The sequence below is a fragment of the Anoxybacillus kestanbolensis genome (assembly GCF_001996285.1).
Taxonomy (GTDB): Bacteria; Bacillota; Bacilli; order Bacillales; family Anoxybacillaceae; genus Anoxybacillus; species Anoxybacillus kestanbolensis_A.
Genome location: NZ_MQAD01000005.1, coordinates 603,816 through 629,157 on the forward strand (window position 1 = coordinate 603,816; position 25,342 = coordinate 629,157).

Here is a 25,342-nt window from a genome sequence, read left to right on the forward strand (position 1 = left end):
ATCGTAAAAAAATTTATCGATCAGTACTGTTATATTGTTCACAATTTTTGTTATGTTCACAAAACTTTCATACGTTCTTTCATATGAATAAAATGTTTGTAGAAAAAAGACAAGTTCCCAATTTACACAAATAAGGAACTTATCGCCTGTATGGATGAATAGAAAAAAGCCGGCTATTCGCCGACCTTTTCTTTTTGACGCCATGCTTTTGGGATGTAGATGCAGTACGGTTCGCTTGCTAAGTAGTCGCCTGTAACCGCATATGCTCTTGAACGCGATCCACCACAAACGTAACGAAATTCACATACGCCACATTTTCCTTTATATCCGTCTGGATTTCTTAACTGTTTGAAAATTGGAGAATGGCGATAAATATGGGATAACGGTTGTTCACGTACATTCCCTGCTTTTACAGGCAATAGTCCACTTGGATATACGTCACCAATATGCGAAATAAATACAAAACCGTTTCCATCGTTTACTCCTTTTGGGGCACGCCCTAGTCCGTCTACTTGTCCAGTTAATCCTTTCATTAGCACATCTTCATAACGAATGTCACCGTGAATTTGACGTTCTCGCATTTTTTGTTGTAAAACAACGCGACGATAATGTTGTCCTGCTGTTGTTTTTATATCAAACGGTACACGTTTGCTCGTTTCGTAAAGCCAACGAAACACTTTTTCATGCTCAACAGGCGAAATCATATCTGTCTTTTTTCCCCTGCCCGTCGGTACGAGAAAAAATACACTCCAAAGCACGCAGCCGAGCTTTTCAACAAGTTGCACCATCTCGTCAAGCACATGAACGTTATAACGAGAGATGACTGTATTTATTTGAATGGGAATGTCGAGTTCGTGTAAATATTGAATCGCTTTCATTGTTAAGTCGAACGAGCCAGATGTTCCACGAAAGTGATCGTGAATTTGAGCGTTTGGTCCATCTAAACTAAACGCCCAACGAGCAAGGCCTACTTCTTTTGCTTTTCGGATCGCTTCTTTTGTCACGTTTGGTGTTGCACTTGGGGTCATCGATACACGAAGTCCTTTATCAATCGCATATTTAGCAATATCGTACACATCTGGACGCATAAGCGGATCTCCACCTGTAAACACGAGAAGAGGCTGATCCATTTCATAAATATCATCAATTAATCGCTTCCCTTCTTCAAACGTTAATTCACGCGGATCACGGTGATACTGTGCTTCGGCCCGACAATGAAGACAATTGAGCTGACATGCCCGTGTTAACTCCCATATAACAATAAACGGATTTTGTTGAAAATCACGCATATTTCATCCCTCCGATTCGCTCACTACTTCTCATTGTACAAGAAGGAATATTTATATCATGTGACATTGATCACAAAAAATCACATCCATTTATCTTGTCACTGTTCTGACAAATATGCACGTCCTTGCATTTCTAATATAAAATAGATAGTATATACGATATAAGGTATACAAGGAGGTGGAATATATGGCGAAAGTGCAAATTAAAGTGATGGATAACGGTTCATTTCGTGTGACCGGAGATGTTGAATTAATTGATATGGAAGGAAACAAGTTTGAAACAAAAGAAACGTTTTCTCTCTGTCGTTGCGGGCTCTCACAAAATATGCCATTTTGTGATGCATCTCATAAAGGAAAATTTCAATCCGTCGTTCGCGCACCAAAAAACGAATAAGCCCGGCTTTTATTCCGGGCTTTTTACTTTGTTAGCGCTCCATCAGCGACATGCGCGGATTCAATATTTGATTGGGGCTTTTTAATTGAAAACATCCTGCCCCATCGACAACATCAATCGTCATTTGTTCATCAAAGAAAATGAGCCGATGTTTTTCCATCCAAATCGGCATATCGTTTGTTTCAATCGCTACATCATGTTCGTCTAATTGCTCGACAAGCAGTAACATAGGCACTCCATTGACAGCACAACCACAATCATCTGTATCATATGTAAGCTTGACGTGCTTGTTTCCACGAACACGACGAAGTTGTTCGATCGCTCGTTCCGTGATCGTAATTTTCACCATTTACACCTCGCTTACTTTTTTAAAAATGCCCGTTTTCCCATTTTTTCGACGACCGATGGAAATAATTGATACACGCGACTTCCTATATGCATCCAAAACGGAAAATTCACTTCACGCGTTGGAGTAAGCATCGCATCAACGACGCGCTTGGCGACAAATTCCGGACGAAGCATCCATCGTTTCACGTTTTTCACATATTCTCCGGACGTATCAGCGACAGTAAAAAAGTTTGTTTTGATCGGTCCTGGGTTCACAGCAGTGACAAAAATGCCATACATGGACGCTTCCATTCGCAAGCTATTTGTAAATCCAAGGACAGCATGTTTTGTTGCGGCATATACGCTCGATTTTGGCGTTGCGATTTTTCCTGCTTGAGATGCGACATTAATAATGTGGCCGGACCGCTTCTTCATCATATGTGTGTACACTTTTTTTGTACACGCGATCAATCCGAGCACATTGACATCAAACATTTGCTTCGCTTCTGAGAGATCGATATGCTCGACATACCGAAACACACCGAACCCCGCATTATTGACGAGAATATCGATATCGACGGACGCAAGTAATCGATCAAATACAGCATCTACTTCTTCTTGATTACTAACATCTAGCGATTCATATACGCAGGGGATGTTGTACGTTTGTTCAATATGTTGCGCAATTTGCGCCAACTTTTCTTTTGAACGAGCGAGCAATATCGGTATTCCCCCGCGCTTCGCTACTTCGTATGCGATTTGTTCGCCAATACCGCTCGATGCTCCTGTAATGACGACGTATTTCCCTGCTAACTTCATGATCTCACCACTTCGTACATATATATTTGACCATCTTTTTGTTTTTTCACCGCTCCGATCGCTTCTAAATAATCAAGTTGACCAATCGCTTCAGACATCGTCAATAAAAATTCCCGTTCATATACGGTTGGGAAGAGCGCACGGCATACGTCAAATGCTGTCATCGGTTTTTCACTCAACAATTTCCATACGTGTTCGGCACGCTCTTTTTGTTTTTCTAACCTCTTTTCGACAAGTGGTGCAACATCTGTCACATTTTCCCCGTGTCCTGTAACAATTGTTGTAATGTCATAATTCAACAACTTTTTCAATGAATCGTTATATTGCAAAAGTGGTTTTGGGCGCTCTTGTTCACCGATCGCAGGCGGCTCTAACAACGGATTCGATGAAATGGTCGCTAACAAATGATCTCCTCCGATCATCAGACCGTCCGATTCACGATATAATACAATATGACTTTGCGCATGACCTGGCGTTTCGATAACCATCCATCCTTCGATCACATCCCCTTCTTTCACTTCTTGTGTGAGCGAGCGCTCGCACGAAAAACGAAGGGAGCGTCGGAAGTTTCCAAGTTTCGCTATTCCTTCTTCACCAATTCCACATTCCATTAAAAACTGCTCAAAATATTGTTGATGCCATGCAAAAAAGGCAGCATCTTTTGCAATCCAAGGGGCGGCTTTCCGATGACCGATGACGGGAATGGTCGAAGGTAAATAATCAAGTAATCCAACATGATCCGGATGGTGATGTGTAATGATCACTTGTTCAATATGTTCCGGTTTATAGCCGAGTTCGCGCAATTCACGAACGAACACATGCCATGCTTCTTCCGTTTTTACACCCGCATCGATGAGCGTTAAACGATCCCCTTCGATAATATACATGTTCACATCCCCAACAGCAAATGGCGTGGGAACGACAATGCGATGTAACTGTTCCATTTTTCTGACTCCTTCATTATATCATCATAATTTTCCGTTTCGTCTGTTTATCAGTTTACACTTATTTTCTCTGTTTGTCATTTATTTTTATTTATTTATTAAAAAAATTCAGAAAATAAAACCGTGAAACCTATTGACAACACGCTTGTTTTTCATGCATAATTGCAAACAAATCATATATGTACGAAGCGATGACTAGGGCCAGTACATGATAAACGGTAAAAGAGAGTGAAACCCATTGGCTGAAAGGTTTCATTACCCTCTTTATCATGGAACCTACCCTATGAGCTGTTAGGCAAACCTAACCGTCTTGCCGACGATACCGGCATAAGAGGTGGGCACATTGTGCCAACAAAGGTGGTACCGCGGAAATAAAGACCTTTCCGTCCTTTATCGGACGAAAGGTCTTTTTTATTTTGGAGACGAGGAGGAGAAAGTATGACAATCACGTTTCTCGGTGCAGGATCGATGGCAGAAGCACTTATTTCTGGGGTGACACAAACGTTATATAAGCCAGAGCAAATGATCGTAACGAATCGCTCTCGAATGGAACGACTGACATATATGCAACAAACATACGGGGTACGAATCGACACAGATAAAGCAAAAGCAGTGAAAGAAGCTCATATCGTGATTTTAGCGATGAAGCCAAAAGACGTTGCGGATAGCTTGACGTCGATCAAACATGCATTTAACGAACAGCAACTTATTATTTCATTGCTTGCGGGAGTAACGACCGATACAATTGCATCGCTCATTGGAAAACAAATGCCTGTCATTCGCGCCATGCCAAACACATCAGCGGCGATCGGGCAATCCGCCACAGCGCTAGCAAAAGGTACCTATGCAACAGCTGAACATTTACACATGGCAAAAGAGCTATTTGAAACAGTCGGGATCGTTACGATTGTTGATGAGCAGCATTTACACGCAGTGACAGGATTATCCGGCAGCGGACCAGCGTACGTTTACTATTTAGTTGAAGCGATGGAAAAAGCAGCGGATGAAATTGGGCTTGAGCGTGATATTGCCAAAGAGCTTATTTTACAAACGATTATCGGCGCGGCCCATATGTTAAAAGCAACAAATAAGCATCCTTCCATCCTACGCAAAGAAGTGACAAGTCCAGGCGGAACGACAGAAGCAGGCATTGGCGTACTTGAACGTTATCGCTATCAAGAAGCGATGATTGCCTGCATTAAACGAGCAACTGAACGTTCAAAAGAACTCGGTGAGGCACTGCTTTCCTCCGTTCAATAGTGCAAGTTGTTTTTCTTTTCCAAATACCCATGGTATCATTTGTTATGAAACATACTGTGGGAGGGATTAGCCATGTTATTTTCACCATATACGATTCGAGATGTTACCTTTAAAAACCGCATTGTTATGTCGCCGATGTGTATGTATGCGTGCGATCGCGAAGACGGAACGGTGCACAATTGGCATCTTATTCATTATGCATCTCGTGCTGTCGGGCAAGTCGGGCTTATTATTGTCGAAGCGACAGCCGTGACACCACAAGGAAGAATTTCAGCTCGCGATTTAGGCATTTGGAATGATGACCATATTGACGGATTACGTACACTTACCTCACTTGTTCGCGAACAAGGCGCCAAAATCGGCATCCAACTTGCCCATGCCGGACGAAAAGCGATGGTTGCCGGAGAAATCATCGCGCCATCACCACTTCCATTTGATGAAACGATGCGCACGCCAAAAGAGATGACAAAAGCGGACATTGAAGAAACGATTCATGCGTTTCAACAAGGTGCACGTCGCGCCAAGGAAGCAGGATTTGATGTCATTGAAATTCATGCTGCTCACGGCTATCTCATTAACGAGTTTTTATCGCCTCTTACAAACAAACGAACAGATGAATACGGGGAAAATCGCTACCGCTTTTTAAGTGAAGTGATTGAAGCGGTAAAAGAAGTATGGAGCGGACCGTTGTTTGTTCGTATTTCTGCTTCTGACTATCACCCAGACGGTTTAACGGTGAACGACTACGTCGAATATGCCAAACGTATGAAAGCACAAGGCGTTGACCTCATTGACGTCAGCTCTGGCGCCGTCGTTCCAGCGAAAATTGACGTATATCCAGGTTATCAAGTGCCGTTTGCCGAAACGATTCGCCGTGAAGCAAATGTCGCAACTGGTGCTGTTGGACTTATTACTTCCGGACGGCAAGCGGAAGAAATTTTGCGCAACGGCCGCGCCGATTTGATTTTCATCGGGCGCGAACTTCTTCGCAACCCATATTGGCCAAAAACAGCCGCAAACGAACTTGGCATTCAGCTTGAAGCACCGAAACCATATGTAAGAGGATGGTAAAACACGAAAAAGGATGTCACATCGTGGACATCCTTTTTATACTTCAAAATAATAATGTGCGTGGAGTTGACATCCCGGATTAAACGCCGCGTTGCAATGTGGGCAATGGTAATTGCTTGTCATATATTGTTCAATCGTCAGCTCCGTTTGACAAACACCACATAAAACCGCTTTTTCATAAAAACGCTCTTTCGGCCATACCGCATGCTTGCCACAACCATGTTCTTCATGACAGTACACGCACGGGAAATACGTTTGACAACAATAAAACTTAATCGCAATGACATCACGTTCACTATGGTAATGTACGCATCTCGTCTGTTTGTCGATGACGCTTCCTTTTACTTCGATCATCTCTCATCATTCCCTTTTCTTATAATCGGAAATGATGAAAAATCAGAGGCAAGCGCGACATTCGGAAAAATCGTTTTCGCTTCTTCAACGAGCTGATCACACATATTTCCTTGATAACGCGAGCTAATATGTGTCAAAATAAGCTGCTTCGCCCCAGCCCGCTTCGCCACCTCAGCCGCCTGCACCGTTGTGGAATGATAGTAATCTCGCGCTAAATGGGCTTCGTTTGCACTAAACGTTGCTTCATGTACGAGCACGTCCACTCCTTCGGCAAGTTCCACACTTGCCTCACAATAACGCGTATCTCCCATAATCGCAATCATACGTCCTTTTTTTGGCGGGGCAACAAATTTGCGTCCATCAATCACCGTTCCATCGTCTAACGTAACAAGCTCTCCGCGTTTAATTTGTTGATAAATGGGACCTGGCTTCACCCCGAGGGCACGCAACTCGTCAACGAGCAACGTACCCGGTAAATCTTTTTCAACAATTCGGAAACCGTATGAAGGTAAACCATGATCAAGCAATTTCGCTGTAACAATAAACTGCTCATCTTCAAATATGACTCCTTCTGTAAACTCTTCAATATACAACTCATATTTCAGTCGCGTACCGCTTACCGTTAGTGATGTTTCGATAAACGAACGAATACCAGCCGGACCGTAAACAAAAAGAGGAGTCTCTCCACCTTGAAATGAGCGACTTCCAAGCAACCCCGGCAAACCAAAAATATGATCGCCGTGTAAGTGCGTAATAAAAATGCGCTCAATGCGCCTTGGACGGATAGACGTATGTAAAATTTGATGCTGTGTTGCTTCTCCACAATCAAATAGCCACGTCGCTCCTCTTTCTTCTAACAACTGAAGGGCAATGGCTGATACGTTTCTACCTTTTGATGGGACACCAGAACCCGTCCCTAAAAACAATAATTCCACACAACAATCTCCTCTCTTTTTTTCATTTAGATAAAACATTTGCGTTTACCACAATAAACCTCTAAAATTACATTATCATGAACCTTTCAAAAAATGAATAAAAGTGAGGTATATGGTCCGTGAACGACGTACAACCAAAAGCGACAATCGTCATCTTTGGTGCGACTGGCGACTTAGCAAAACGTAAACTATTCCCATCTATTTATAAACTTTATCAAAAAGGAAAGCTTGCTGAACAGTTTGCGGTTGTTGGTGTTGCCCGCCGTCCACATACTGACGAGTCATTTCGTTCCTATGTAAGAGAAACGATTGAGGAAGCAACGAAACAAGAACTGATCGATGACAAATTTATTTCTCATTTTTACTATCATTCATTAGATGCAACAAATACGCAATCATATGAACAATTAAATGAATTATTAACTCGTGTGGAAGAACAATTTCATATTCCAGGCAACCGCATTTTTTACTTGGCGATGGCGCCTGAGTTTTTCGGAACGATTACATCGCACTTGAAATCCGAGGGGCTGACGGCCACAAACGGATGGACGCGATTAGTCATTGAAAAACCGTTCGGTCACGATTTACAAAGTGCACAAAGATTAAATGAAGAAATTCGCCAATCGTTTTCGGAGGAGCAAATTTTCCGAATTGACCATTATCTCGGCAAAGAAATGGTGCAAAACATCGAAGTCATTCGCTTTGCGAACGCCATTTTCGAGCCGCTTTGGAACAACCGCTTTATTGCTAATATTCAAATTACATCAAGCGAAACGCTTGGAGTGGAAGATCGCGGTCGTTACTACGACCATTCCGGCGCGCTTCGCGATATGGTACAAAACCATATGTTGCAAATGGTTGCCCTTTTGGCGATGGAACCGCCAATTAAGCTAACGACAGACGATATTCGTAGCGAAAAAGTAAAAGTGCTTCGTGCGCTTCGTCCGATGACGCACGATGACGTAGAAACATATTTCGTGCGTGGACAATACGGGCGTGGTATCGTGCGCGGACAACAGGTCGTCGGGTATCGTGAAGAACATAGTGTCGATCCAAACTCCAATACGGAAACATTTGTTGCAGGGAAACTAATGATCGACAACTTCCGCTGGGCAGGTGTGCCGTTTTACATACGAACAGGAAAACGAATGACAGAAAAATCAACAAAAATTGTTGTGCAATTTAAAGATGTGCCGATGAATTTATATTATCGCACAAGCGAGCACGTTCATCCAAATTTACTTGTTATTCATATTCAACCTGATGAAGGCATCACCCTTCACTTGAACGCGAAAAAAAGCGGCGAAAGCATGAAAACGACACCAATTAAGCTCGATTACTGCAACAACTGCATCGACGGCATTAACACGCCGGAAGCGTATGAGAAATTGTTATACGACTGCATGCGCGGCGATGCGACAAACTTTACACACTGGGACGAAGTCGCTGCTTCTTGGAGCTTTGTCGACCCAATTTCTGAAGTATGGGCAAATACGAAAGCGGTGGACTTCCCGAACTATGAAGCTGGATCGATGGGGCCGAAAAAAGCGGATGAACTATTGCAAAAAGACGGCTTCCACTGGTGGCCATTAAATGGAACAATATAAGGAGGAACGAAACATGAAAATGTACGATGTCACCGCTCCAATTTTTGAAGGGATGCCTGTGTATAAAAATAAACCGGAAAAACAACCGAAACTAACAACCGTCACGAACGATTACGTCACCGAATCGCGTATTGATATGGATGTGCATACAGGTACGCATATTGACGCACCGCTTCATATGGTAAAAGACGGTGAAACGTTCGAAACGATCCCGCTTGAAAAACTTGTCGGCTACTGCAAAGTATTAGACGTCACAAACGTCGATGATCGAATTACAAAAGAAGATCTCATTCATTTTGACATTCAAGAGAACGATTTTATCTTATTCAAAACGAAAAACTCGTTCGACGACGCTTTTAACTTTGAATTTATTTACGTTGCTGAAGATGCAGCGGCATATTTAGCAGAAAAACGCATTCGCGGCGTCGGCATTGATGCCCTCGGTGTCGAACGCAACCAAGCGGGACACCCAACGCATAAAACGTTGTTCGGTCACGGTATTATCGTGATCGAAGGACTTCGGCTAAAAGACGTTCCAGCAGGCGAATATTGGATGGTTGCCGCTCCGCTTAAACTCGTCGGCACCGACGCTGCTCCAGCGCGTGTATTGTTGTTTGAACAATAAACAATCCCCCTAGAGCCATTTGCCCTAGGGGGTTCGTTTATTTCAACCATTCCGTATGGAAAATGCCTTCTTTGTCGATGCGTTCGTATGTGTGCGCACCGAAGTAGTCGCGCTGTGCTTGGATAAGGTTCGCTGGCAATGTTTCCATCCGGTAGCTGTCGTAGTATGCTAAAGCGCTGGCAAATGCCGGAACCGGGATGCCGCGCATCGCTGCTGTTGCGACGATTTCACGGAGCGATTGTTGATAGTTTTCGACGATGTCTTTAAAGTATGGGTCAAGCAATAAGTTTGGCAACGCTGGATCACGGTCGTACGCTTCTTTAATTTTTTGTAAAAATTGTGCACGAATAATGCAGCCGCCGCGGAAAATCATCGCGATATTACCGTATTGCAAATTCCAGTTGTACTCTTCAGATGCGGCTTTCATTTGCGCAAAGCCTTGGGCGTACGAGCAAATTTTGCTCATGTAAAGCGCGCGTCGTACCGCTTCAATAAAGTGCGCACGATCTCCTTCATACGGTTTCACGGCAGGACCAGCTAATAGCTTGCTTGCTTTGACGCGCTCTTCTTTCATTGCCGAAATGAAGCGAGCAAATACCGATTCCGTAATAATCGGAAGCGGAACGCCTAAATCGAGCGCGTTTTGGCTCGTCCATTTCCCTGTTCCTTTTTGCCCTGCTTTGTCTAAAATGACATCGACAAGCGGCTTGCCTGTTTCTTCATCAATTTTCGTGAAAATATCTGCCGTAATTTCGATTAAATAGCTGTCTAATTCCCCTTTATTCCACTCGGCAAACACTTCATGAAGCTCTTGTGCGTTTAAGCCGAGCACATGTTTTAATAAAAAGTACGCTTCGGCAATTAATTGCATATCGCCGTATTCGATGCCGTTATGCACCATTTTTACGTAATGGCCCGCACCGTCTGGACCGATGTACGTCGTGCACGGCTCTCCATCGACTTTTGCCGCGATCGCTTCAAAAATCGGACGAACGAGTTCGTGCGCTTCTTTTTGTCCGCCCGGCATGATGGAAGGACCTTTCAGCGCCCCTTCTTCTCCGCCGGAAACGCCTGTCCCGATAAAATGAATGCCGAGTTCCGCAAGTTCTTTATTGCGACGTTGTGTATCTTTAAAATACGTATTGCCGCCATCGATGACGATATCGCCTTTTTCTAAATACGGCTTTAATTGTTCAATCGTTGCGTCTGTTGCCGCTCCTGCTTTTACCATTAATAAAATTTTGCGCGGTTTTTCAAGTGCGTTAACAAACTGTTCGATGCTATATGTACCGACGATGTTTTTTCCTTCCGCTTCTTGTAAAAACTCGTCTGTTTTTTCACGCGAACGGTTATATACGGCTACCGAATATCCGCGGCTCTCAATATTAAGCGCCAAGTTTTTTCCCATGACCGCTAAACCGATCACACCAATTTGTTGTTTCGCCATAGTAAACGTTCCTTTCTATTTTTGTTTGTTCAACAAAGAACATACCATAATCTTCTTTTCTCGTTCAAGTGTTCTGTTTCTCATTCCTCATATGTTCTTTAATTGAGCTTGCTCCTTCTAAATTGTCAAACAATATCGTCGGATCGATAACAGTAATGAGCCGATCAGGCAAGTTGGCAATCCCGATGAAATATGGCGTCTGTTGATAAGCAAGCATATTCACTTGCTTCATCATATGTGGTGGAATATCAATAATCTCTTTTGCATCGTCTACGATGAACGCGACATGTAAATCGCCCGTATGTACGACGACAAGCCGCGTTTTTTCTGTTTCTGCATACGGACGGCGATATAAAATTTGCGACGTATCAAGCACGGGAACAAGTTCACCGCGAATGCGCACAACGCCAAGCATATACGAAGGCATGCTCGGGATGAGCGTCGGATGGCTCATTTTTTCGATGGAAACAACATGTTCAACCGGAATGGCGTATTGCTCATTACATAGTTGAAAAACGACGACTTTATGCATCGTTTCACCCCCTTGCAGCCACTTCCTCAATAATCGCAATGACCATTTCCGTTGTTTTAACAAGTTCTTCAATTGGCATCCGTTCATTTGTTGTATGAATATCTTCATAACCGATCGCTAAATTGACCGTTGGAATGCCGAATCCTGCAATGACGTTCGCATCGCTACCGCCGCCGCTGCGCAACAACTCATGTGGACGCCCAATTTTTTCAGCCGCTCGTTTTGCCACTTCAACAACATGATCTCCGTCACCAAATTTAAATCCTGGATACATCACTTCCACATGAACATCTGCACGACCACCCATTTGTTCTGCCACACGCTCAAACGCTTCTTTCATTTTTGCGACTTGTGCTTCCATTTTTTCTGGCACAAGGGAACGTGCCTCCGCTAAAATATCGACGCGATCGCAAACGATATTCGTCTGCGTTCCCCCTTCAAAACGGCCGATGTTTGCGGTTGTTTCTTCGTCAATGCGCCCAAGCGGCATTTGCGCAATTGCTTTTGCGGCGATCGTAATGGCTGATACACCACGCTCTGGAGCGACACCCGCATGAGCCGTCTTTCCGTGAACAGTCACTTTCAACTTTGCTTGCGTCGGAGCAGCAACGATAATTTGTCCAACTTTTCCATCACTATCTAACGCATATCCAAATTTCGCTTGAATGAGCGATGGATCGAGCGCCTTCGCTCCAACGAGCCCCGATTCTTCACCGACAGTAATAATAAATTGAATCGTCCCATGCGCGATTTGTTTTTCTTTTAACACTCGGATCGCTTCAAACATGGCGGCAAGCCCTGCTTTATCGTCCGCTCCTAAAATCGTTGTCCCATCTGTCACAATATATCCATCTTGAATCGACGGCTTGACCCCTTTGCCTGGCACAACCGTATCCATGTGTGATGTAAAGTAAATCGGATCGACCCCTTCCTTTGTCGCAGGCAATGTGCAAATTAAATTTCCTGCTCCATGCCCTGTTTGTGCTGTCGTATCATCCTCAATGACGTGTAAACCGAGCGCTTCAAATTTCGCTTTCAACACATTTGCAATGTTGCGCTCATATTTCGTTTCCGAATCAATTTGTACAAGTTCTAAAAATTCTTCAACTAGACGCTGCTTATTGACCATCATACTTCCTCCTATGTATGTACTCATCTTTAAGTATAACGGATTTTTACATCGTTTGCGAAATCGTACGATTATTTTTCGAAAAACATATACCGCCAAACAACTGGCGGTATATACTTACAACGGAATATTCCCATGTTTCTTTTTCGGGCGTTCTTCCTGCTTATGACGAAGCATGTCGAGTGCTTGAATAAGCTTGATTCTCGTGTCACGTGGGTCGATAACATCATCAACCATGCCGTATTTCGCTGCAACATAAGGGTTGGCGAATTTATCGCGATATTCTTCAATTTTTTGCGCTCTTGTTTCTTCTGGATTCGGGCTATTTTCGATTTCGCCTGCAAAAATAATGTTCGCTGCCCCTTGTGGTCCCATAACAGCAATTTCTGCATTTGGCCATGCGTATACGACATCCGCTCCGATCGATTTACTGTTTAATGCAACATATGCCCCACCGTATGCTTTCCGTAAAATGACCGTTATTTTCGGCACGGTCGCTTCCGAATACGCATATAAAATTTTCGCCCCATGGCGAATGATACCCCCATGCTCTTGTTTGACTCCCGGGAAAAAGCCTGTCACGTCTTCAAACGTAATAATCGGAATGTTAAACGAGTCGCAAAAACGAATAAAGCGGGCTGCTTTATCCGATGAGTCAATATCTAGTCCTCCCGCCATAAACTTCGGCTGGTTGCATACAAGTCCGACAACTTCTCCTTTGATGCGAGCAAAGCCAATGACAATGTTTTTCGCAAAATCCTTTTGCACTTCCATAAACGATCCTTCGTCAACGACTTGTAGCACAACGTTGCGCACATCGTACGGTCTGACCGCGTCAATTGGAATCGCATCCGCTAAATCAGGACGGTAGTCATCTTCATTGGCAACAGGCTTGATCGGTGGCTTTTCTTGGCAGTTTGCTGGCAAATAGCTTAACAGCCGTCGTACTTGGGCAAGCACGTCTTCTTCTGTCGCTCCTGAAAAATGAGCGTTTCCGCTAATTGTGTTATGAACGCGGGCACCACCTAAATCTTCCGCACTAATTTTTTCTCCTGTCACCGTTTCAATCACTTTCGGTCCAGTAATAAACATTTGGCTCGTTTTTTCGACCATAAAAACAAAATCGGTAATGGCAGGTGAATAGACAGCACCACCCGCACATGGGCCCATAATGACTGAAATTTGCGGAATGACGCCAGAATAGATGGAATTACGGTAAAAAATATGGCCGTAGCCATCGAGGGACAATACTCCTTCTTGAATGCGGGCACCACCGGAATCATTTAAACCAACGATTGGTACACCTGTTTTTGCTGCTAAGTCCATAATATTCGCAATTTTTTTCGCGTGCATTTCCCCAAGCGCGCCACCGAATACAGTAAAATCTTGTGAAAATACGAACACTGTTCGACCGTCGATTTTCCCGTATCCTGTGACAACTCCGTCACCCGGACCTTTTTTCCCTGCTAATCCAAAATCGGTGCAACGATGTTCAATAAACGGGTTTAACTCGACGAACGTCCCTTCATCCAATAAAAGATCAATACGCTCCCTCGCTGTTAATTTCCCTTTTTCATGTTGTTTAGCAATTTTATCGTCACCGCCACCTAATTCAGTTTCGCGTCGGCGGTCATATAACTCGTTAATTTTATCGTACATATCCATCATTGCCCACCGCCCCGTTCACAAAGCTCATACAACACGCCGTGCGCTGATTTCGGATGCATAAAAGCGATCCGTGCACCGCCTGCACCGCGTTTCGGTTGCTCATGAATCATACGAACACCATTATTTTTTAACTCCTGAATGCGCAGTTCAATATCATCTACGCCAAGCGCGACATGATGAATCCCTTCGCCTCTTTTTTCAATAAAAGAAGCAATTGGGCTATGTTCAGAAAGCGGCTCAAGCAGTTCAATTTTTACATCGCCGACTTTTAAAAATGCTACCCTCACCTGCTCTGATTCGACCGTTTCAATGCCAACGCACGATAAGCCGAGCGTATCCGTATAAAACGGAAGCGCCTCATCTAATGATTTCACAGCAATACCAATATGATCGACTTTTTTTACTTCCATTACCCCAACCCCTTTGTTGTTCTCGGCTGCAAACCGTGTATGTATTTCGACACCTTTTTTCTTTTTTCCTTCTTTTTTTGCATTTTTCCTGCTTGTTTGCCGAACAGCATGTTTGTACAATAGGAAGAAGAGGTGAAGATGATGCATTCAAAAAAAGTGCAAAAAATTGTTGTTTATTTAATGCTCGGTTCGATGCTGTTAACATCTTTGCTTGCTGGATTAAGCATGTGGATATAGAACAAGCTGACCGTATTCGGCCAGCTTGTTCTATTTAAGCGCCCCGTACTTTTTCCCGAGCTGATGAAATGATTCGTTCGTTTTTACGATCGCTACTTTCGTTCCTAATGGCACGTTCGGATATAGCGCTTCGACATCGCGATTATGCATGCGTACGCATCCTTCTGTTATATAACGTCCAATCGATTCGGGTCGATTCGTTCCATGAATGCCGTACGTTCGACCGTCCGTTCCACGTGCATCAAATCCGATCCATCTCGTACCAAGCGGGTTATTCGGTGCCCCTCCTGGAATGTTTTTTTTTCGATAGTACGGATTTACCGCCTTTACCGTAACCGTAAATAATCCTTCTGGTGTGAGCGCATTCATCTTTCCTGTCGCCACTCGATATATGCGTTCAATTTTCCCATGGCGAATAAAAGCAAGTTGGTTCGTTTGTTTATTGACAATAATCATCGGATCGCCCACGCGCGGATTATCTCCAAGCGGCCAAAGCGGTGAAAGAAAAAGAAAGAAAGCAAACAAAAGCGGCATGATCTCACCCTTTTTTTCATTATTGTGCATCAAAAAAGAGCGATCATACCGTTATAACTGACTTTTAATGATTAAATATTGCTCCATCTCTTTTACAAAATGCAAAAGAGCAGCTCGCTCTTCAAATTCCTCGCGCGTTTTTGGCAAAGGCATTTGTTGGAACTGCTTTTTCATCTCCTCAAGTTGTCGAATAAAACGGTCTGCTGTATTTCCCGGGTGAATCGCATCGCTTAATTCATCAATAAAATCGGCAATCATATTTCGTTGCTCAACTGTGTATGTCATCGAGCTGATGAGCGGCAGCATGCGTTCAATAATTTCAAATTGTCGTTCACGCATACGAAAATATCGATAATAATAATCTTCATTGCGTAAAAAATGGTTTTCAATGTTTTGTAACGCAAGCGCTTTTGCTCGCTTTAACGTATCGCTCGCTAGCGCAATTTCTTTCCCATCCCACAAGCTTTCGTTCGTCCGTAAATAATGAACAATTTCTTTAAAAATGATGCGAAATAAATCTTCTACAATCCGTTGATATTCTTTTAAATCTTTTTCCACGCTTGGCATGTACATATTGACAAGTAAAGCGATACCGATCCCGATGATCATTAACATCACTTCGTTATATACGAGAGACCACGTCATCGCTTTCGCCATGTATACGTGTAAAATAATGACTGCGCTTGTCGCAATCCCTTCGGTCACTTTCAAGGCAACAGTCGTTGGAATGAAAAACAGCAGCAATAAACCGATCGAAAGCGGATGATAGCGAAGTCCTTCAAAAAAGAAAAATGAAAACAATAAGCCAACTAAACCAGCAACAAAGCGAGCGCGCGCTGTTTGCAATGACTTTTTTTTCGTCACTTGAATGCAAAGTAACGTAATAATACCAGCAGAAGCAAAATTTTCAAGACGTAACGATTGAGCAAGTGCAATGGCACCCGCCGTTCCAATGGCTGTCTTCACTGTTCGATAACCAATTTTTAACACAAACATCACACTCCGCCCTCATTATAACATATTCAACAATAAAAGGTGCCCATAACGGACACCTTTACGTTTGTTCGTATAAGCGAATCAATTGCTGTGCGGCCATTGTGACCGGCTGTTTTCCTTCCATCACCTGTTGTTCAATGTTCGGCAATTGTTGCTGTACAGCCGGATGATGAAAAAAGCGGATGTGTAAATAATCTTTAATCATCGCATGCAACCAATCTTTCATCTGTTCTCTTCTTCTCTCCTCAAATACACCCGATTGTTTTGTCGTTCGGACGAAGCGCTCGATCACGTCCCAAATTTGTTCAATTCCTTCTTTATAGAGAGAAGAACAAGTATATGCTTTCGTCTCCCATCCTTTCGTGGCATGGCGTAAATAATGTAAAATTTGATTATATTCTTCTTTCGCCAACTCTGCTTTCTGTTTATTATCCCCGTCTGCTTTATTAATAACGATCGCATCGACGAGTTCCATCATCCCCTTTTTCATTCCTTGCAGTTCATCACCAGCGCCTGTTAGCGCAAGCAATAGAAAAAAATCAACCATGCCGCGTACTGCCACTTCACTTTGACCAACACCGACCGTTTCCACGAGAATAATATCATATCCCGCTGCTTCACAAAGCAACATCGTCTCACGTGTTTTCCGATGCACTCCCCCGAGCGTGCCACCCGATGGAGAAGGACGAATAAACGCACGCGGATGACGAGCTAAATATTCCATGCGCGTTTTATCGCCAAGAATGCTTCCACCTGTGAGCGAGCTGCTCGGATCGATCGCTAATACCGCAACCCGATGACCTTTATCGCATAAAAATTGTCCGAATGCTTCAATGAATGTACTTTTGCCTGCACCTGGAACACCAGTAATGCCAATGCGAACCGAACGCCCTACATAAGGAAGGAGCTCATGCAATATGCGCTGTGCCTTTTCTGTATGTTTTGCTGCATTGCTTTCAATAAGTGTAATCGCTTGTGCTAAAATGGTGCGATTATTATTTAATACACCTGCGACATATTCTTCAATCGAAAGCTCTTTTCTTTTTACCCATCGTCTTTCTTTTGTCGGCTGAACACGATCGTTTCCTTTCACGTACGACGTTGCAAACATATTGTGGTCATCCACCCATTCTGGTCGAGATGTTCGCTCCTCACTCATTCGCTCACTTCCTCGTAACCGAGTCGTCGATAAATTTCGTGCAACACTTTTTGAGCTGCGACCGGGATGATCGTACCTGGTCCAAAAATAGCCGCTGCACCATGTTCATATAAAAATTCGTAATCTTGTGGTGGGATGACGCCACCAACGACAACAATAATATCTTCTCGCCCTAGTTTGCGTAACTCTTCCACAAGCTGTGGCAGTAACGTTTTATGTCCAGCAGCGAGCGAGCTCATCCCAACGACGTGAACATCGTTTTCAACCGCTTGCCGCGCTGTCTCTTCTGGTGTTTGAAAGAGCGGACCGATATCAACGTCAAAACCTAAATCCGCAAATGCGGTGGCGATCACTTTTGCTCCGCGGTCGTGTCCATCTTGTCCCATTTTTGCAATCAAAATGCGCGGTCTCCTTCCTTCTAACTCGTAAAATTCGTCCGTCATTTTTTTCACACGTACAATTTCTTCTTCGTTCGTAAACTCTGCGCTATATACACCGCTAACGGAACGAATGACCGCTTTATGTCTACCTGCCACTTTTTCAATGGCGTCTGAAATTTCACCTAACGTCGCACGAGCGCGCGCGGCTTCAACCGCTAACTCGAGCAAGTTCCCTTCGCCTGTTTCTGCCGCTTTCGTAATCGCTTGCAACGTTTGTTGCACACGCGCTTCATCCCGAGACGCACGCAACTGTTTTAATTTTTCGATTTGTCGCATGCGCACAGCCGTATTATCGACTTCTAAAATATCGATCGGCTCTTCTTTTTCTGGACGATATTTATTCACACCGATAATCGTCTCCGCACCAGAATCAATTTTGGCTTGCCGTCTTGCTGCTGCTTCCTCGATGCGCATTTTTGGTAACCCTGTTTCAATCGCTTTCGCCATCCCTCCAAGATTTTCGATTTCTTCGATGTGTGCCCACGCACGCTTCATTAATTCGTTCGTTAACGTTTCCACATAATACGAGCCTGCCCATGGGTCAATGACTTGGCAAATGCCTGTTTCTTCTTGTAAATAAAGCTGTGTATTGCGCGCGATGCGGGCGGAAAAGTCAGTCGGCAATGCAATCGCCTCATCAAGTGCATTCGTATGAAGCGACTGCGTATGTCCCATCGCTGCAGCATGCGCTTCTAAACATGTCCGTACGACGTTGTTAAACGGATCTTGTTCCGTTAAGCTCCATCCTGATGTTTGCGAATGTGTACGAAGAGCAAGCGATTTTGGATTTTTCGGATGAAACGTCTTCATCATTTTTGCCCAAATGATGCGCGCTGCCCGCATTTTCGCTACTTCCATAAAATAGTTCATGCCGATTGCCCAGAAAAACGATAGGCGTGGAGCAAATGAATCAATGTCAATGCCTGCTTTTAAACCTGTGCGCACGTACTCTAATCCGTCAGCAAGTGTATAAGCGAGTTCAATATCCGCTGGTGCTCCTGCTTCTTGCATATGATAACCTGAAATGCTGATGCTGTTGAATTTCGGCATATGTTTTGACGTATACGCAAAAATGTCGGCGATGATGCGCATAGACATATCTGGGGGATAAATGTACGTATTACGCACCATATATTCTTTTAAAATGTCGTTTTGGATCGTGCCAGATAACTGCTCTTGCTTTACCCCTTGTTCTTCAGCTGTTACGATGTAAAACGCCATAATTGGCAATACCGCTCCGTTCATCGTCATCGATACCGACATTTGATCAAGCGGAATGCCATCAAATAACGTCTTCATATCGAGGACGGAATCGATAGCGACCCCTGCTTTGCCAACATCGCCAACAACGCGCGGATGGTCTGAATCGTAACCACGGTGGGTAGCAAGGTCAAACGCAACAGACAAGCCCTTTTGTCCCATCGCTAAATTGCGGCGATAAAACGCATTGCTTTCCTCTGCAGTAGAAAAACCAGCGTATTGACGGATCGTCCATGGACGATTGACGTACATGGATGGGTACGGTCCGCGTAAATATGGTGGAATACCCGGCATATAGTCAAGAAAGTCAAAGCCTTCAATATCTTTTTTTGTATATAGTGGTTTAAGCGTAATTTGTTCGTTTGTTTGGAAGACAAGCTCATCTAATGTTGCTTGCACTTTTTGTTCAACGGCTTGTTTCCATGCTCGTTCATCGACTTGTTTTCCATATTGCAACGGTCGATTGGCAAAATTAATTTTCCCCATTCACGTTCACCCCCATGTCTTTCATAAACGCCAACAGCGTATCGTAACAGTTGGAACCGAGATGAATAAATCCGTCCACGCCCGCATGTATAAACGTTGCCTCCACGTCTGGTGCTGGCTTACCTGCCACATATATGCGAATATCGCTTTTTTCTTTTTTCACTTGATGGGTAATGGCTGGGACTGCATGTATATAATCATCATCCGTTCCGCAAATAATATAATGTATACCGTTTGTTTCAAGTATGCCGTTCACAGCTTCCTCTGTCGTCATATACCCATCGTTTTTTACAACCGTAAACCCACCCGCTTCAAAAAAGCCTGTGATAAAATCAGCGCGTGTTTTATGTTTTGAAATCGAACCGAGATTGACAAGATGCACCGTTGGACGTTGTCCGTTTGTTTCCATATGACGTTCAGAAGCTTGGCGAAGCCGCTCAAACGGCTCGGAAAGACGCCATTGGCGGATCGGTGTCACGGTAATCGCCGAGCGTTCTTCTTCACGTATAACATGTTGAGCGAACGCTCGACGTTTAGCAAGCGAAAGGGCTTCTTCCATTGTTTTTACGTTTACATATATATTATGATTTCCATGAGAGGCGTGTACATGCTTTGGCGCCGGCGCTTCAGCTATGTTAGCATACACGTTCGTTCCAACAATTTTTTCTTTTCTTGCTTTCACATATTGTTCGCGTTGTTTTGCTATGTTTTCAATTTCCTTTTGCACAAATCCACATTGAAGTGCTTTTGTCATCCCGCCTTGCGCTTCGATCTGTTGAAATAATTTCCAAGCTTCTTCTGCTATTTGTGCTGTCAACGTTTCTACATAATACGATCCGCCAGCTGGATCGATCACTTTTCCGATATGGGCTTCTTCTAACAAAATAAGTTGTGTGTTTCTAGCGATGCGCGCTGCAAATTCATCTTCAGTTGCAAACGGTTCGTTAAACGGGGAAACGTGAAGGCTATTTGCCCCACCGACGATCGCTGCGAACGCTTCTGTCGTTGCGCGAAGCATATTCACATATGGGTCATATATCGTTTTCGTAAAATACGATGTGCGCGCATGAATGGATAGTTTTTGCGCCTGTTCGCTTCCACCGTACGCTTGCACAATGTTTGTCCAAATGAGCCTCGCAGCACGCAGCTTCGCAATTTCCATGAAGAAATGTGAACCGACTGGAAAAGAAAAATCAATACGTTTTGCTATGTCATCAATCGTCAACCCTCGTTCGAGACATTCATTTATATACTCTACCGCTGTCGCAAAAGCAAACGCTAGCTGTTGAATGACATGCCCTCCACCGTTATGATATGGATCGGCATGTATCGTTATTGTTTTCACGTGTGGCATATGTGTTTTCGCCCATTTTGTCACATCGGCCATCACGTCATATAAAGTAGCAAGCGGAAGCGGGAGCTCTCCTGCTACCGTAAGAGTGCCAAGCGGATCCATTCCGATCGTTCCATGCACCTCATGAAGTGACTGTCCATTTTCCTCAAGGTATGTCACAAAAAGAGGAAAAAAGGGTAAAGAACTTACGCCCGTATCGATACGAAGTGAGTAATTGGCTAAAGAAACGTTAGAAAACATCGTTTTGATTTGTTCGATCGTTTCGATAAAAAAGCCCAACTTGGGTAGCACAACGTGAATTTCCGTCTGTCCACGTTCTAACTGTTTTTGAATGAGCTCGTTCCATCGTTCAGGTGTCGAAGCCTCGCACTGTTGACTGACTTCCCACGATTTTTTTATATACCCTTCTACTTCTGTTCCGCGCACATATGAAGGAAAACCTGGATATTGTTCGATAGGCAACCCCTCTAAATCAGCGCGTGTATAAATCGGTTTTAATTGAATTTGCTCGTATGTTGTGGCATATAATCGATCAAACGGTTTTCCTTTTAACGATTTCTCCACTTCTTGTTTCCATTCGTCATAGCTTGGAATCGGAAACGATATTTGTTTCATCGTGACACCTCATCCCCTTTGTTGTTAAAACGCTTTCTTTTCATATTTTTGAAAATATTCGTTACATTTTTTATTGTAGTACATAGATGAAAGGAAGAAAAGAGAAATCATAATAAGAAGAAGAGGATAACAGCTCGTTACCCTCCTCATCATCATTAATAAATTGGTGTGTTTTCTTTTGTCACATGTTCTAAAATGTCTTTCACACGCGCTAAAAAGCGGCCGCAAATTAAGCCATCGAGCACGCGATGATCTAGCGATAAGCAAAGGTTAACCATATCGCGAACAGCAATCATGCCGTCTTTTACAACAGGTCGTTTCACGATCGATTCCACTTGTAAAATCGCCGCTTGTGGATAGTTGATGATTCCCATGGATTGAACGGAGCCAAACGAACCTGTATTGTTAACCGTAAACGTACCACCTTGCATATCTTCCGGACGGAGCTTGCCTGCGCGCACTTTTGCGGCTAATTCCGCAATCTCACGTGCAATCCCTTTAATCGATTTTTCATCCGCATGTTTAATAACTGGGACAAAAAGCGCGTCATCTGTCGCTACGGCAATTGAAATGTTAATATCTTTCTTTTGAACAATTTTGTCTCCTGCCCACATCGAGTTCATTTGTGGGAATTCTTTTAACGCTTGAGCCACCGCTTTTACAAAAAACGCAAAATACGTTAAGTTAAACCCTTCGCGCTTTTTAAATTCGTCTTTAATCGAATCGCGATAAGCAACTAAGTTCGTCACATCGACTTCAACCATCGTCCATGCGTGCGGTGCTTCATGTTTACTGCGAAGCATGTTTGTCGCAATGGCTTTACGCACTGGTGTGACAGGAATTTCGATGTCGCCCGCTTGCACAGAAACGCTCGGTGCTTGCTGTTTTGGTAATTCCACTTTTGGTGCGACTTCCTGTTTCGATACTTCTACTTGTTGGATCGGCTCGACGGCTTGTTTTGGCGCATCCGCTTTCGGTACGTTACCAGACTCAATTAATTTGAGTAAATCTTTGCGCGTAATGCGTCCGCCCATGCCCGTTCCTGTCACTTGCGTTAAATCAATGTTATGTTCTTGCGCGAGACGAAGAACAGCTGGAGAATAACGTCCTCGCTCACTAGTTTGTTTTTTCACCGTTTGTTTATTCGTTTGTTCGTTCGTTACCGTCAATTCTTTCTGGTTATTCGTTGGTTTTTCTTCTACTTGTCCTTCTCCTTCAGTTTCAATCGTACAAATGACAGCGCCAACAGGCAATGTTTCTCCTTCTTTTGCGATAATTTCCTTAATGACTCCTGCAAATGAAGAAGGAATTTCCGCATTCACCTTATCTGTCATCACTTCAGCGAGCGGATCGTATTTATTGACGCGATCGCCAACAGATACGAGCCATTGGCTAATCGTTCCTTCCGTTACGCTTTCACCAAGCTGTGGCATCGTAATTTTCTCAATCGCCATCGTAACTCCTCCTTAAAACTGCGCCAATTCGCGCATTGCCTTTTCGACTTTATCTGGGTTGACCATAAAGAATTTTTCCATCGTTGGCGCATATGGCATCGCTGGAACGTCTGGACCAGCAAGTCGCATAATTGGAGCATCTAAATCAAATAAACAATGTTCTGCAATAATGGCAGCGACTTCGCTCATGACGCTTCCCTCTTTATTGTCTTCTGTCACAAGCAATACTTTTCCTGTTTTGCTTGCTGCTTCAATGATCGCTTCTTTATCAAGCGGATATACAGTACGTAAATCTAAAATGTGAGCAGAAATGCCTTCTTGCGCTAATTTTTCAGCAGCTTGTAATGCGAAATGAACACATAAACCGTACGTAATAACTGTAATATCTTCTCCTTCGCGTTTTACATCCGCTTTACCAATCGGTAATACATAATCATCCGTTGGTACTTCCCCTTTAATGAGACGATACGCTCGTTTATGTTCAAAGAACAGCACAGGGTCTTCGTCACGAATGGCCGCTTTTAATAATCCTTTTACGTCGTATGGTGTAGATGGCATAACAATTTTTAACCCCGGCTGATTTGCAAAAATCGCTTCGACCGATTGTGAATGGTATAATGCTCCATGAACCCCACCGCCATATGGGGCACGAATGACAATCGGACAGTTCCAATCGTTATTAGAGCGATAACGAATGCGCGCTGCTTCAGAAATAATTTGGTTTACAGCAGGCATAATAAAGTCCGCAAATTGAATTTCTGCAATTGGACGCAATCCGTACATCGCGGCGCCAATGCCGACGCCAACAATTGCAGATTCCGCTAGCGGCGTATCAATGACGCGTTCTTCACCAAATTGATCGTAAAGCCCTTGCGTTGCTTTAAATACGCCCCCCTTTTTCCCAACGTCTTCCCCGAGTACGAATACGCGTGGGTCACGTTCCATTTCTTCGCGAATCGCCATCGTAACGGCATCGATATATGAAATGACAGGCATATTTATTCCTCCTCTGCGTATACGTATTTCAACGCATGTTCTGGTTGTGCATATGGTGCTTTTTCTGCGTAGTCTGTTGCTTCGTTCACTTGTTTCATGACGCGATCGAGAATTTCTTTTTCCAACTCATCTGTTAATACGCCTACTTCTTTTAAGTAGTTTGCAAATAAATAAATTGGATCTTTTGACTTTGCCTCTGCAATTTCTTCTGGCGTACGATATGCACGATCGTCATCATCCGACGAATGCGCTGTTAAGCGATAAGCAACCGTTTCAATTAATGTTGGTCCTTCACCACGGCGCGCACGATCGGCTGCTTCTTTGACAACGCGATATACTTCAAGCGGATCTGTACCATCCACTGTATACCCTGGCATGCCATAGCCGATGGCACGATCTGACACTTTTTCGCATGCTAATTGTTTTTCAATTGGAACAGAGATCGCATATTTATTGTTTTCGCACATAAAAATGACCGGCAGCTTATGAACGCCTGCAAAGTTAGCCCCTTCATGGAAGTCACCTTGGTTCGAAGACCCTTCCCCAAATGTAACGAACGATACGAAATCTTTTTTCTCCATTTTCGCTGCTAAAGCGATCCCAACAGCATGTGGTACTTGTGTTGTAACTGGAGAAGAACCTGTGACGATGCGGTTTTTCTTTTTCCCGAAATGCCCTGGCATTTGGCGACCGCCAGAGTTTGGATCTTCCGCTTTTGCAAATGCGGAAAGCATCAATTCTGTCGGCGTCATCCCAAACGTTAATACGACACCCATATCGCGATAATATGGCAACACATAATCTTTCGTACGATCCAAAGCGAATGCCGCTCCTACTTGCGCCGCTTCTTGTCCTTGACAAGAGATGACGAATGGAATTTTACCTGCGCGGTTTAATAACCACATCCGTTCGTCAATTTTACGTGCTAACACCATCGTTTCATACATTTGTAAAACGGTTTCATCACTCAAACCGAGTTGTTTATGACGCATCATTCATT

25 protein-coding genes are annotated in these 25,342 nt (G+C 43.7%); 6 read left to right on the forward strand and 19 right to left on the reverse strand.

Features of this window, described 5'->3' with window-relative positions:
- Window positions 1-173: 173 nt before the first annotated feature.
- Complete coding sequence (locus BO219_RS05470) at window positions 174-1,289, reverse strand: TIGR04053 family radical SAM/SPASM domain-containing protein (protein ID WP_077428701.1); 1,116 nt, start codon at window positions 1,287-1,289, stop codon at window positions 174-176.
- A 187-nt stretch (window positions 1,290-1,476) separates the two neighbouring features.
- Between BO219_RS05470 and BO219_RS05475 the strand changes: the two genes are divergently transcribed.
- Complete coding sequence (locus BO219_RS05475; RefSeq protein ID WP_077428702.1) at window positions 1,477-1,683, forward strand: CDGSH iron-sulfur domain-containing protein; 207 nt, start codon at window positions 1,477-1,479, stop codon at window positions 1,681-1,683.
- A gap of 31 nt (window positions 1,684-1,714) precedes the next feature.
- Here BO219_RS05475 and BO219_RS05480 read toward each other — a convergent pair whose 3' ends face one another.
- Genes BO219_RS05480 through BO219_RS05490 form a run of 3 tightly spaced genes read right to left on the reverse strand, consistent with a single transcriptional unit; the run spans window position 1,715 to window position 3,773 of the window.
- Window positions 1,715-2,032, reverse strand: a complete 318-nt coding sequence (locus BO219_RS05480) for an iron-sulfur cluster biosynthesis family protein (RefSeq protein WP_077428703.1) — start codon at window positions 2,030-2,032, stop codon at window positions 1,715-1,717.
- Window positions 2,033-2,043: 11 nt separating this feature from the next.
- Complete coding sequence (locus BO219_RS05485; RefSeq protein WP_077428704.1) at window positions 2,044-2,829, reverse strand: SDR family NAD(P)-dependent oxidoreductase; 786 nt, start codon at window positions 2,827-2,829, stop codon at window positions 2,044-2,046.
- Window positions 2,826-3,773, reverse strand: coding sequence for an MBL fold metallo-hydrolase (locus BO219_RS05490; RefSeq protein WP_077428705.1), 948 nt, complete (start codon window positions 3,771-3,773; stop codon window positions 2,826-2,828). The genes BO219_RS05485 and BO219_RS05490 overlap by 4 nt, the downstream gene beginning before the upstream one ends.
- 438 nt (window positions 3,774-4,211) lie before the next feature.
- Here BO219_RS05490 and proI point away from each other — a divergent pair, with 438 nt between their 5' ends.
- Together proI and namA are read left to right on the forward strand one after the other, a co-directional pair.
- Window positions 4,212-5,033, forward strand: coding sequence for a pyrroline-5-carboxylate reductase ProI (gene proI, locus BO219_RS05495; RefSeq protein ID WP_077428706.1), 822 nt, complete (start codon window positions 4,212-4,214; stop codon window positions 5,031-5,033).
- 72 nt (window positions 5,034-5,105) lie between these two features.
- Entirely contained in the window at window positions 5,106-6,104 is a 999-nt protein-coding gene (gene namA, locus BO219_RS05500; RefSeq protein WP_077428707.1) for an NADPH dehydrogenase NamA, read from the forward strand.
- Window positions 6,105-6,140: 36 nt separating this feature from the next.
- On the opposite strand, the gene BO219_RS05505 is transcribed toward namA, so the two are convergent.
- Together BO219_RS05505 and rnz are read right to left on the reverse strand one after the other, a co-directional pair.
- On the reverse strand, window positions 6,141-6,458 hold the full coding sequence (locus BO219_RS05505; RefSeq protein ID WP_077428708.1) for a CHY zinc finger protein: 318 nt from the start codon (window positions 6,456-6,458) through the stop codon (window positions 6,141-6,143).
- Window positions 6,455-7,393, reverse strand: coding sequence for a ribonuclease Z (rnz, locus tag BO219_RS05510; protein ID WP_077428709.1), 939 nt, complete (start codon window positions 7,391-7,393; stop codon window positions 6,455-6,457). The genes BO219_RS05505 and rnz overlap by 4 nt, the downstream gene beginning before the upstream one ends.
- A gap of 119 nt (window positions 7,394-7,512) precedes the next feature.
- Between rnz and zwf the strand changes: the two genes are divergently transcribed.
- Entirely contained in the window at window positions 7,513-9,000 is a 1,488-nt protein-coding gene (gene zwf, locus BO219_RS05515) for a glucose-6-phosphate dehydrogenase (protein ID WP_077428710.1), read from the forward strand.
- Between the two features lie 13 nt (window positions 9,001-9,013).
- Window positions 9,014-9,625, forward strand: coding sequence for a cyclase family protein (locus BO219_RS05520; protein WP_077428711.1), 612 nt, complete (start codon window positions 9,014-9,016; stop codon window positions 9,623-9,625).
- Window positions 9,626-9,662: 37 nt separating this feature from the next.
- On the opposite strand, the gene gndA is transcribed toward BO219_RS05520, so the two are convergent.
- The 5 genes from gndA to mce form a co-directional block, all read right to left on the reverse strand.
- Complete coding sequence (gene gndA / locus BO219_RS05525; protein WP_077428712.1) at window positions 9,663-11,072, reverse strand: NADP-dependent phosphogluconate dehydrogenase; 1,410 nt, start codon at window positions 11,070-11,072, stop codon at window positions 9,663-9,665.
- A 64-nt stretch (window positions 11,073-11,136) separates the two neighbouring features.
- A complete protein-coding gene (locus BO219_RS05530; protein ID WP_077428713.1) occupies window positions 11,137-11,604 on the reverse strand; it encodes a chemotaxis protein CheW in 468 nt (155 codons plus the stop codon).
- 4 nt (window positions 11,605-11,608) lie between these two features.
- Window positions 11,609-12,733, reverse strand: coding sequence for a tripeptidase T (locus tag BO219_RS05535; RefSeq protein WP_077428714.1), 1,125 nt, complete (start codon window positions 12,731-12,733; stop codon window positions 11,609-11,611).
- Window positions 12,734-12,850: 117 nt separating this feature from the next.
- The gene (locus BO219_RS05540) at window positions 12,851-14,401 is read right to left on the reverse strand and encodes an acyl-CoA carboxylase subunit beta (RefSeq protein ID WP_077428715.1); all 1,551 of its coding nucleotides are present in this window, start codon (window positions 14,399-14,401) and stop codon (window positions 12,851-12,853) included.
- A complete protein-coding gene (gene mce, locus BO219_RS05545; RefSeq protein WP_077428716.1) occupies window positions 14,398-14,811 on the reverse strand; it encodes a methylmalonyl-CoA epimerase in 414 nt (137 codons plus the stop codon). Before mce ends, BO219_RS05540 begins: the two co-directional genes overlap by 4 nt.
- A gap of 141 nt (window positions 14,812-14,952) precedes the next feature.
- On the opposite strand from mce, the gene prli42 reads away from it, so the two are divergent.
- A complete protein-coding gene (gene prli42 / locus BO219_RS14545) occupies window positions 14,953-15,048 on the forward strand; it encodes a stressosome-associated protein Prli42 (RefSeq protein ID WP_009373849.1) in 96 nt (31 codons plus the stop codon).
- Window positions 15,049-15,078: 30 nt separating this feature from the next.
- Here prli42 and BO219_RS05550 read toward each other — a convergent pair whose 3' ends face one another.
- The 8 genes from BO219_RS05550 to BO219_RS05585 form a co-directional block, all read right to left on the reverse strand.
- The gene (locus BO219_RS05550) at window positions 15,079-15,582 is read right to left on the reverse strand and encodes a L,D-transpeptidase (RefSeq protein ID WP_077428717.1); all 504 of its coding nucleotides are present in this window, start codon (window positions 15,580-15,582) and stop codon (window positions 15,079-15,081) included.
- Between the two features lie 51 nt (window positions 15,583-15,633).
- Window positions 15,634-16,578 carry an aromatic acid exporter family protein gene (locus BO219_RS05555; protein ID WP_226373779.1) on the reverse strand — a complete coding sequence of 315 codons (945 nt, stop codon included), beginning with the start codon at window positions 16,576-16,578 and terminating at the stop codon, window positions 15,634-15,636.
- 58 nt (window positions 16,579-16,636) lie between these two features.
- On the reverse strand, window positions 16,637-17,737 hold the full coding sequence (gene meaB, locus BO219_RS05560) for a methylmalonyl Co-A mutase-associated GTPase MeaB (protein ID WP_077428718.1): 1,101 nt from the start codon (window positions 17,735-17,737) through the stop codon (window positions 16,637-16,639).
- Window positions 17,734-19,923 carry a methylmalonyl-CoA mutase gene (scpA, locus tag BO219_RS05565; RefSeq protein ID WP_077428719.1) on the reverse strand — a complete coding sequence of 730 codons (2,190 nt, stop codon included), beginning with the start codon at window positions 19,921-19,923 and terminating at the stop codon, window positions 17,734-17,736. The genes meaB and scpA overlap by 4 nt, the downstream gene beginning before the upstream one ends.
- Window positions 19,910-21,892 (reverse strand): methylmalonyl-CoA mutase family protein, encoded by a 1,983-nt coding sequence (locus BO219_RS05570; RefSeq protein ID WP_077428720.1) that lies wholly within the window; start codon window positions 21,890-21,892, stop codon window positions 19,910-19,912. Before BO219_RS05570 ends, scpA begins: the two co-directional genes overlap by 14 nt.
- A 155-nt stretch (window positions 21,893-22,047) precedes the next feature.
- The gene (locus BO219_RS05575; RefSeq protein ID WP_077428721.1) at window positions 22,048-23,346 is read right to left on the reverse strand and encodes a dihydrolipoamide acetyltransferase family protein; all 1,299 of its coding nucleotides are present in this window, start codon (window positions 23,344-23,346) and stop codon (window positions 22,048-22,050) included.
- Window positions 23,347-23,358: 12 nt separating this feature from the next.
- A complete protein-coding gene (locus tag BO219_RS05580) occupies window positions 23,359-24,342 on the reverse strand; it encodes an alpha-ketoacid dehydrogenase subunit beta (protein ID WP_003394199.1) in 984 nt (327 codons plus the stop codon).
- Window positions 24,343-24,344: 2 nt separating this feature from the next.
- Window positions 24,345-25,337 (reverse strand): thiamine pyrophosphate-dependent dehydrogenase E1 component subunit alpha, encoded by a 993-nt coding sequence (locus BO219_RS05585; protein ID WP_006318044.1) that lies wholly within the window; start codon window positions 25,335-25,337, stop codon window positions 24,345-24,347.
- Window positions 25,338-25,342: the final 5 nt, after the last annotated feature.